The organism is Streptomyces spongiae (assembly GCF_009377185.1).
Lineage (GTDB): Bacteria > Actinomycetota > Actinomycetes > Streptomycetales > Streptomycetaceae > Streptomyces > Streptomyces spongiae.
The window spans coordinates 1-8,774 of the sequence record NZ_VJZC01000423.1; the positions used below are offsets into that span (position 1 = coordinate 1).

General features: G+C 69.9%; 8 protein-coding genes and 1 pseudogene. 5 read left to right on the plus strand and 4 right to left on the minus strand.

Annotation, left to right across the window (positions count from 1 at the left end; translation table 11 throughout):
• From FNH08_RS51115 to FNH08_RS36800, 4 genes and pseudogenes are all read left to right on the plus strand, one after another.
• Positions 1-348 (plus strand): annotated as a pseudogene (locus FNH08_RS51115) (hypothetical protein); the annotation flags it as partial.
• A 210-nt stretch (positions 349-558) separates the two neighbouring features.
• Positions 559-1,494, plus strand: coding sequence for an LAETG motif-containing sortase-dependent surface protein (locus FNH08_RS36790; protein ID WP_152775878.1), 936 nt, complete (start codon positions 559-561; stop codon positions 1,492-1,494).
• A 153-nt stretch (positions 1,495-1,647) separates the two neighbouring features.
• Entirely contained in the window at positions 1,648-2,076 is a 429-nt protein-coding gene (locus FNH08_RS36795; RefSeq protein ID WP_322726082.1) for a nuclear transport factor 2 family protein, read from the plus strand.
• Positions 2,077-2,153: 77 nt separating this feature from the next.
• Positions 2,154-2,612 carry a hypothetical protein gene (locus tag FNH08_RS36800; protein WP_322726083.1) on the plus strand — a complete coding sequence of 153 codons (459 nt, stop codon included), beginning with the start codon at positions 2,154-2,156 and terminating at the stop codon, positions 2,610-2,612.
• A 102-nt stretch (positions 2,613-2,714) separates the two neighbouring features.
• Here FNH08_RS36800 and FNH08_RS36805 read toward each other — a convergent pair whose 3' ends face one another.
• The 4 genes from FNH08_RS36805 to FNH08_RS36820 all read right to left on the minus strand — a co-directional run bounded on the left by FNH08_RS36805 (position 2,715) and on the right by FNH08_RS36820 (position 7,132).
• Positions 2,715-3,557: a carbohydrate ABC transporter permease gene (locus FNH08_RS36805; protein ID WP_152775879.1), complete on the minus strand. Its 843-nt coding sequence runs from the start codon at positions 3,555-3,557 to the stop codon at positions 2,715-2,717.
• Between the two features lie 7 nt (positions 3,558-3,564).
• Complete coding sequence (locus FNH08_RS36810; RefSeq protein WP_322726084.1) at positions 3,565-4,557, minus strand: carbohydrate ABC transporter permease; 993 nt, start codon at positions 4,555-4,557, stop codon at positions 3,565-3,567.
• A gap of 89 nt (positions 4,558-4,646) precedes the next feature.
• On the minus strand, positions 4,647-6,053 hold the full coding sequence (locus tag FNH08_RS36815; protein ID WP_152775880.1) for an ABC transporter substrate-binding protein: 1,407 nt from the start codon (positions 6,051-6,053) through the stop codon (positions 4,647-4,649).
• Positions 6,054-6,100: 47 nt separating this feature from the next.
• Positions 6,101-7,132: a LacI family DNA-binding transcriptional regulator gene (locus FNH08_RS36820; protein WP_322726085.1), complete on the minus strand. Its 1,032-nt coding sequence runs from the start codon at positions 7,130-7,132 to the stop codon at positions 6,101-6,103.
• A 180-nt stretch (positions 7,133-7,312) separates the two neighbouring features.
• Between FNH08_RS36820 and FNH08_RS36825 the strand changes: the two genes are divergently transcribed.
• Positions 7,313-8,695 (plus strand): glycoside hydrolase family protein, encoded by a 1,383-nt coding sequence (locus FNH08_RS36825; RefSeq protein ID WP_152775881.1) that lies wholly within the window; start codon positions 7,313-7,315, stop codon positions 8,693-8,695.
• Positions 8,696-8,774 lie beyond the last annotated feature (79 nt).

The following is an 8,774-nucleotide window of genomic DNA, read 5'->3' on the forward strand; positions in this document are numbered from 1 at the left end:
ATGTTGCGTCCCGTGGGTGGGGGCCGCGAGTGGCAGGCCGATCCGGGGCGGATCCGGTCGGCCACCCCCGAGGAGCGGCTGCGGGCCGAGGTGAAGGCCGCCAATGACCGTGCCGTACGGGGGAGTTCGACGTCGCTCGGGCCGGGGTGGGGGCGTCCGCCGCAGCCGGAGCCCGGTTGTGAGGGGTGCGCCGAGCTGGTCGTACGGCGTCAGGCGGCGCGGGCCCGGTTCGACTGGAGTGGCGAGACCGACGCGAATGTGATGCTGCGTCAGCACCGGAGTCGGAAGCACGAGAGCCAGGCCGAAGCCTTGCCGGAGCAGCCGCCTCCTCCTGTGTCGGAACTGTGATCGTAAATTGAACTACTCGTGGTTCTCCGAGGTTGACAGCACTTTTACCGGTGATCGACTATGTGCGAACGCTGTGGCTCATGTGACCGGTGAGCACGGTGTTTCTCCGACCACTTCACCCCTGGCGCGGCCCGGCGGCGGCTGCTTCGTGCTGCCTGCCTGCCCCGCTGTCGTGCGCCATGGGTCCCGCACATCCAAGATGGGGTCCGCATGCCCATAGCGAGACGTGTCACCGTGAGCCGCCTGCTGGGGACAGGTGCTGCCGCGCTTGCCCTCTCCGCCGTCACGACCGGAGCCGCCTGGGCGACCGGGACACCCGGTGGCGACGGTTGGGGCACGAAGACGTACGCGCCCGGCAAGGGTGCGGGCACGGTGACCGAGACCGATCGCTGCCAGTTCTCCCTCGACGGCTCGAACTTCTTCGACTCGGTCAAGGTCGACGACCAGAACCTCAAGCCCACCGACGACGGCAAGGTCCACATCAAGGTCCGTACCGCCGGTGACGCCACCACCTGCACGGCCTCCCTCGCCTCGTACAAAGCCCACGGTCCGACGTTCGCGACCTCGGGTGAGCAGGTCTTCGTCGACTTCGACACGGTCACGGTCAAGCCCGGCCAGACCGACTCGCTCGACATCGTGGTGCCCGACGCGGGCTGCTTCGCGCAGATCGACCTGTACCGCGGGGCCGTGAAGTTCGACGGCAAGCTCGACGCGAAGGACGGCTTCGAGCACGGTGAGCTGCCCAAGGGCCCGGACCGCACGGTCATCAAGGACAAGCTGATCGCGGCCTGGAACGGCGGTACGAAGGACTGCACGACCGAGGAGCCGCCACCCGCCGAGAACCCGCCGCCGGCCTCCTCGACCCCCACGCCGACCCCGTCCGAGACGCCGCCGGGCAAGGAGACGCCGTCCGAGCCCGACGAGCCGAAGAGCGAGACCTCGACGACCCCGCCCGCGGACGCGTCGACGACTCCGGCCGAGCCCACCCCGAACGGCGGCTCGTCCACCCCGCCCGCCGACGGTGACCTCGCGGAGACCGGTGGCGGCAACGCGATCCCGATCGCCATGGGCGCGGCCGCCCTCGTCGCGGCCGGCGGCGGCATCTTCGTCGTGACCCGGCGCCGGGCGGCGGGCAACCGCGGCTGAGCCCGTGCCTGGGCGCGTCTGATTCGAGGCCCCGGTGGTTCCGTACAACGAGGTACGGGATCACCGGGGTCTTTTGTTTGAGCAGTTCCTGAGGGGGCATATCTCTCCGGCGCACAGCTAGTCAAACTTGATTAAAGAGCGACAGGAGCCCCTGTGATCCATCTGCCCGAGACCGGATACGCCCCCACCGACGAGGACCGCGCGAGCCTGGACGCCTGGTTCGCGGCGTACGACGCGGCGAGCGCGAAGCGTGACGTCGAGCGCATGGCCGACATGGCCGTGTTCCCGCTCAACCTGGTGAGTGACGACGCGGCGGGCGACGGTCGTTCGGCGCAGTGGGACCGTGAGCGGTTCGTCGCCACGATGACGCAGGTCATGGGGGAGGGCGGGGAGGACATCACGTTCGAGTCCACGCGCACGCCCGTCTTCCTGTCCTCCGCCATGGCCGTGGTCTTCACCGACTCGACCATGACCGCGGCCGGGCACACCCAGCAGCTCCGGTACGCCGACATCCTCGTCCGGCGGGGCGGGACGTGGGCGTTCCAGACGATGCTGCAGTGCGGCTGGGGCGACAACCTCTGAACAACTTCCCGGTTCCGTGCGTACTTCCCGGGAGGAGCTCTGCGGAGAAGGACGTACGACCGACACGGAGACGGGACGTGCTGAGGAAACAACAGCTGGCCGCGGCCGTGGTGGGACTCCTGGTCCTGCCGCTGGCCGCGGGCTGCAGCGGTGGGGACGACGCGGGAGCGGGCGGCAAGGCGTCGAAGACCACGTCGGTGCCGGACGCCGAGCAGGCCGCCGTGGTGGCGCCGGCGAAGGTCGAGGTGATCGCGGACCTCACCGGCTGCAAGGTGAAGATCCGCGTCGACGCGGACGAGCTGCGCGAGGGCGTGTGCCACACGGCCGACGGCGACTACCTCATCACCACGTTCCCCAAGGAGAAGTTCAAGCTGACCTGGCTGGACACCGCGGCCATCTACGGCGGCAAGTACCTCGTCGGGCCGAAGTGGGCCATCACGGCCAAGCCGAAGATGCTGGAGCCGCTGCGGAAGAAGGTCGGCGGCACGATCCAGTCCGTGGGCAACGGGAGCGCGACGCCTCCGACGGCGCCGTGAGCGCGTTGCCCCGCGTGCTGCCCCGTGCGGTGTGTCAGGACGCGGTCGGCTCGTAGGCGCTGATCACGTACAGCGCCACGGCCTCGGTCACGTTGCTGTCCCTCACCCCTTCACCGCCGAGCTCGCCACCCCCTGGACGAACCACCGCTGGAAGAACGCGAAGACGATCAGTACGGGCAGGACCAGCAGGACGCCGAAGGCGAGGATCTGGCCCCAGTCCACGGGCTGTTGGCCCTGGAAGACGCTCATCTGCAGGGGGAGGGGGCGTACCGCGGGGTCGGAGACCATCAGGACCGGCCAGAGGAAGGAGCCCCACTGGGTGAGGAAGGTGAGGATGGCGACCGAGGCGAACACCGGCTTCGACATCGGGACGATGATCGCGAAGAAGGTGCGCCAGGGGCCCGCGCCGTCGATACGGGCGGCCTCCTCGATGCTGGGCGGTATCGCGCGGAAGAACGTGGCGAACTGGTAGACCGAGAAGGCGTGGGCGATGAAGGGGATCGCCTGGATGTAGATGGTGTTGCGCTGGTCGTTGAACATGTAGAACAGCGGCACCGCCACCGCTTCGAACGGGACCAGCATCAGCAGCAGGACCAGGGTGAAGACGGCGTTGCGGCCGCGCCACTTCAGGCGGGAGAGCCCGTACGCGGCCATGGAGTTGACGATCAGTCCGCCGAGTACGACCACCGTGGCCAGGAGCAGTGAGATGCCCATGAAGCGCCAGAAGTAGCCGGTGGCGTCGGAGTTGAAGCTGTCCAGAACGGCGGAGTAGTTGTCCAGGGAGAGGTGGGTGGGCAGGAAGCCCGTCAGGCCGTCGAGGACCTCGTCGGAGGGCTTGAAGCTGCCCAGGATCAGGTACAGCACGGGCAGGACGAAGATGAAGGCCAGCACGCTCAGGACCGTGTAGTCGAGGGAGCGGCGCAGCGGTGTGCGGGTCATGGCCATGGGGCAGTCAGTCCTCGTTGTCGGTGCGGACGACGCGGCGCTGGATGAGGGTCAGGACCACGACGATCAGGAAGAAGACGACCGTGATCGCGGACGCCTGGCCGATGTTGTTCTGGTCGAAGGCGGTGGTGACGGCCTGGTACATCACCGTGCGGGTGGAGTCCTCGTCCAGGCCGCCGCCCCGGATCAGCACGTACACCTGGTCGAAGACGCGGAACGACAGCACCGAGGTGAGCAGCGCGACGAAGACCAGCGTGCCCCGGATGCCGGGCAGGGTGACGTGGCGGAACTGCTGCCAGCGGGAGGCCCGGTCGAGCTGGGCGGCCTCGTACAGCTCACCCGGGATCTGCTGGAGGCCGGCGAGCAGGATGACCATCTGGAAGCCGACGCCCTGCCAGACGGACAGCACGATGATCGAGGCCATCGCGGTGACGCCGTCGCCGAGCCAGTCGAAGGCGCCCCAGTTGCCGAAACTCAGCGCGTCCAGCACGGAGTTGAGCATGCCCTGGTCGCTGCGGGCGAGGATCAGCCGCCAGATGACCGCGACCAGCGCCATGGGGAAGACGACCGGCAGGAAGAAGAGGGAGCGGAACAGGCCGATCGCCTTCAGCTTGCGGTTCAGCAGGATCGCGAGGCCGAGCGCGAGGCCCGTCTGGAGGGGGACGACGACCACGGCGAAGGTGAAGTTGTTCAGCAGCGCCCGCAGGAACGGGCCGGACAGATCGGGGTCGGTGAACAGCCGCCGGTACTGCTCCAGGCCGAAGAACGTGGGCTCCAGCGGCGAGCCGAGGCGCACGTTGTAGAAGGAGAGGACGACGGCGTAGACGAAGGGGATGCCGACGAAAGCGATGAGGCCGCCGACCGCCGGGGCGGACATCAGCAGTCCGTGCAGCCAGTCGCGGTTCCCGCGCCGCCCGGTACGCGTGGGCTTCGCGGAGGTGGCGGGTGGGGTGGGCGTCCGGCCGGGGAGCGTGGCGTGCGTGGATTCCACGGTATTCACGAGGGGGTCCTGGTCCTGTTCCCGGTGGGGGCGGGGGTGCGGGCGCGGTGTGACACCCGGGCCCGCCCTCACCGATGGGTCCTACGGTCCTACGGGATCTCGTAGCCGGCGTTGTCCGAGAAGTCCTGGTCGATGGCGCGGGCGGCCTTGCTCAGGGCGCTCTTCGGGTCGGCGCCGCCGTAGATCGAGTTCAGGGCCTCGCTGAACTTCGAGGTCACCACGGGGTATCCGGCGGTCACCGGACGGGTGACGGCCACGCACGACTTGCTGATGTCGCTGTCACCGCACGGCTTGGCGAGCTGGTCGGCGAAGAGCTGGAGCGGGCCGCCCTGCTTGTACAGCTCGCTCGCGGCGAGCGCCGACTTCGTGGCGGGCGGGGCGCCGTTGGCCTTCGTCATCGCGGTGACGTTCTGGTCGTTCAGCAGGGTGTCGAGGAAGGTACCCGCGGCCTTGGCGTTCTTGCTGTTGGCGCCGATGCCCCAGGCCCAGGAGCCCTGACCGGTCTTGGGCCCGTCGCCGAAGTCGGGCAGCGGCAGCACCACGAGGTCCTTGCCGAGCGCCTCGCTGTACGCCGGGTACATCCAGTGGCCGACCCAGCTCAGGGCGACGCGTCCCTTGGCGAAGGCGTTGCCGTCGGTGTTGGCGTCGGCGTACGGCTTCCAGGACTGGAACGTCTTCAGCGCCGACACCACGGCGGGCGAGTCGATCGCGCCCGCCGCCTTGCCGTCCTTGAGGAGCGAACCCCCGGCCGACCAGACGATGGGGGCGAAGCCATAGGTGCCCCACTCGTTGGCGTAGCCGTTGGTCTCCTGGAGGTCGACGACCTTGCCGTCGGAGTCCTTCGCCCTCAGCGCCTTGAGCGCGGCGGTGAACTGGTCGGCGGTCCAGTCGTCGGCGAGGCCCTTGGGGTACTTCACCCCGGCCGCGTCGAGCAGCTTCTTGTTGCCGTAGATGCCGAGCCCGGAGTCGTACATGCCCAGGCCGTAGTGCTTGCCGTCGATCTCGCCCTGCGCCTTGACGGCGTCGGTGGCGTTGTCCAGGGTCTTGGCGGAGACGTAGTCGTCGACCGCGGCGAGCTTCTTGTTGTAGACGAAGTTCGCCATGGTCGGGCCGTCGAACTCCATGACGTCCGGCAGCTTGGAGGCGTCGGTGGCGGTGATGGTCTTGGTGTAGTCCGTGTCGGGTATCAGCTTCAGCTCGACCTTGATCTTGCTCTGCGAGGAGTTGAAGGACTTCACCGCGCCCTGCAGGGCGTCGGACTCGCTCTTCTGGCCCTGGTGGGCCCACACGCTGATGGTGCCCTTGCCGCTGCCCGCCTCGGCGGTGGCGTCAGTGCCGCCGCCTCCGCCGCACGCGGCCAGCGCCGCCAGGGGGAGGGTGAGGGCCAGGCCCGTACAGGCGGTGTGCCGGTACCTTCTCGACCCGCTGGACCTGTTGGACCTACTGGACTTGCTGGACCCGCTGGACGTGCTGAACCTGCTGGTTCCGGCGTTCATGGGTGCGTGCCTCCGTGCGTCGGTGCTGGTGAGGGTGTGAGCAGTCGCTACTGGGGCCCGCGCGGGCTGGGCGGGGCCGTGGTCTCGCGCAGGACGAGACGGATGGGCATCCGTACCTTGTCGGCGGGCGGCTGCGCGTCCGGCTCGGCCGGCTCGTCGAGTTGCCGCAGCAGCAGCCGGGCGGCCTCGGTGCCCTGGCCCGCGACCGGCTGGGCGACCGTGGTCAGTCCGACCACCTCGGCGAGTTCGTGGTCGTCGAAGCCGACGACGGAGACGTCCTCCGGCACCCTCAGACGGTGCCGGCGCAGGGCGCGCATCGCGCCCATCGCCATCTCGTCGGACTGCGCGAACACGGCGGTCGGGGGACGTGAGGCGGCCAGCAGCCGGGTCATGGCCTGCTCACCGCCCTCGACGGTGTAGCCGCCGTCCGCCTCCAGCGCGGGATCGTGCGCGATCCCGGCGTCGGCCAGGACGCTCAGGTACGCCTCGCGGCGGTCGACGGGAGTGGTCCAGTGCAGGGGGCCGCTGGCTCCGGAGATCATGCCGATCCTGCGGTGGCCCAGGTTCACCAGATGCCGTACGGCGCTCTCGGCACCCGCCCGGTCGTCGATGCCGACCACGGTGAAGCCCTCGCGGGCCCCGCCTACGGTGCTCGCCAGCGGCACCCCGAGGGAGCGCAGCGCGGCGGACTCGTCCGGGTCCGGGATCAGCAGCGACAGCACGGCGTCCACCCGCTTGCGCACCGGAAGCCGGGTGAAGAAGCGCTTGCGCGCCTCCGGCGAGCCCAGGTTGTACAGCAGCACGTCGTACCCGGCGGCGCTGAACACCTGCTCGGCGGCGTCCAGGACGGTGCCGAAGAACCAGCGGCCGATGTACGGGGCGACGACCCCGATGGTGTACGTGCGTCCGCTGGCCAGGCTGGAGGCCGACTGCGAGGCGGTGTAGCCGAGTTGGTCGGCGACGGCTGCGATCTGTGCCCGCACTTCCTCGGACACGCCCGGCCGGCCGCGCAGTGCGCGGGACACGGTGGACGCCGAGACTCCGGCGGCGCGGGCGACATCGGTGATGCGAGCCGTCACGGCGCGGTCCCTCCCGTCAATTTCACGTCGGTGTGATCTGTGGGTGACGTGACCGTAGACCCGGCGTCGTTGTTGCGCAAGCGTTTGCGTTCAGTTTTACTTGCATCGATTTTGGAGAGAGCGACAACACACCACTGTTCAGCGCATGCGTTTGAGCGCTGTGAGCGACAGGAACTCCGCATGCGATACGCCCCGCCCGGTCTGTGCCTGAACGACTTCGCCCTGCTCCGCGACGACGACGGCACCTACACCGTGTTGCACCTCCAGGGCCCCTGGACCGCCGAGTTCGACCACCTGCGGATGGAGACCTCCTACGGCCGGGCCACATCCGCCGACCTGGTCCACTGGCAGCCCCAGGGGACGGCCTTCGGCAACGGTCTGCCCGGGCGCTTCGACGGGCAGGCGGTGTGGACGATGCATCCGTTCCGGCACGGGGACGGGGGCGTTGGCGGGGCCGGGATGGCGATGTTCTACACCGGTGTCTCCGGGCTCACCCCGGACGGCTGGCCCCTCCAGTCCGTCGGGCTCGCGTACTCCGACCGCACCGACGGAACCGGCTGGCGCCGCCACGGCACCGGACCGGTCGTCGAGGCCGATCCGCGCTGGTACCGCACGGGTGAGCGGATGGGCTGGCGCGACCCCTTCGTCGTACGTGACGACGAGTCCGACGGCTGGGTCATGGTGGTCTGCGCCAGTGACGCCTCCCTCCCGGTGGAGGTCAGCGGCTGCGTCGCCCTGGCCACGTCGGACGACCTGGAGCACTGGACGGTGCACCCGCCGCTGGTGTCGCCGGGCGACGTCGACGAGTTGGAGTGCCCGGTGCTGGAGCGGCTGGACGACGGCGGGTGGCTGCTGCTCGGCTCCATCGGCCAGACCCGGGGCTTCGACGCGTGGACGGCTCCCCGGCTGCGGGGCCCGTGGACGCGCCACGGCGCGCTCGGCCCGACGGGCGCGTACGCCCCCCGGGTGATCCAGGCCCCCGACGGCTCCCGGGTGGTCGTGCACACCACGCCCCGCCGTGTCGGCCTCACGGACGCGGGTGAGCGCTGCCGGGGGATGCTCGCGCAGCCCAAGTCCCTTGTGGTGGAGGAGGGTTCGGCGCCGCGGCTGGAGTGGTGGGCGGGCGTGGACGCGTGGCTGGGGGAGGAGACGGACCGTGCGACGGCGCACGCGGTGGGCGACGTCGTGCTGTCGGGCCGTACGGAGATCGTCCTGCGGACCCGTACCGGCGACGGGGAGGGGTACGGGGAAGGACAGCCCGCCCTCTCCGTCGGCTGCGACGGCAAGAACCTCTGGGTCACCGGCCCGGACGGGGCCCGCCTCGGCGAAACCGTCCTGACCGAACCCGCCGCCGTCCTGCGCGTCCTGACCGTCGGTGAGTACGTCGAGGTCTACGCCGACGGGGTGTTCGTGCTGACGACGCTCTGCTACTCGGGCCGGGCCGCGGCCTGGACGGTGGTCACCGACGGGCAGGCCCGCACGATTCCCGTACGGCCGGTGCGTCTGCCCGACCCCGATCGTGACGACGCGTCGGCCGTCTGGCCGGGGTTGTCCGAGGGGTGACGTTCACGTCACCGCGGATCCCGGTTTTCTCGCCCCCGCCGCCCCTACCCGTCCCATCCCTGGGGGCTGCGCCCCCAGC

Bases quoted from the DNA above. Each gene is read 5' to 3' on its own strand.
- FNH08_RS36790 (WP_152775878.1), top strand. From the start codon at position 559: ATGCCCATAGCGAGACGTGTCACCGTGAGCCGCCTGCTGGGGACAGGT.
- FNH08_RS36805 (WP_152775879.1), bottom strand. From the start codon at position 3,557: ATGGCCATGACCCGCACACCGCTGCGCCGCTCCCTCGACTACACGGTC.
- FNH08_RS36815 (WP_152775880.1), bottom strand. From the start codon at position 6,053: ATGAACGCCGGAACCAGCAGGTTCAGCACGTCCAGCGGGTCCAGCAAG.
- FNH08_RS36825 (WP_152775881.1), top strand. From the start codon at position 7,313: ATGCGATACGCCCCGCCCGGTCTGTGCCTGAACGACTTCGCCCTGCTC.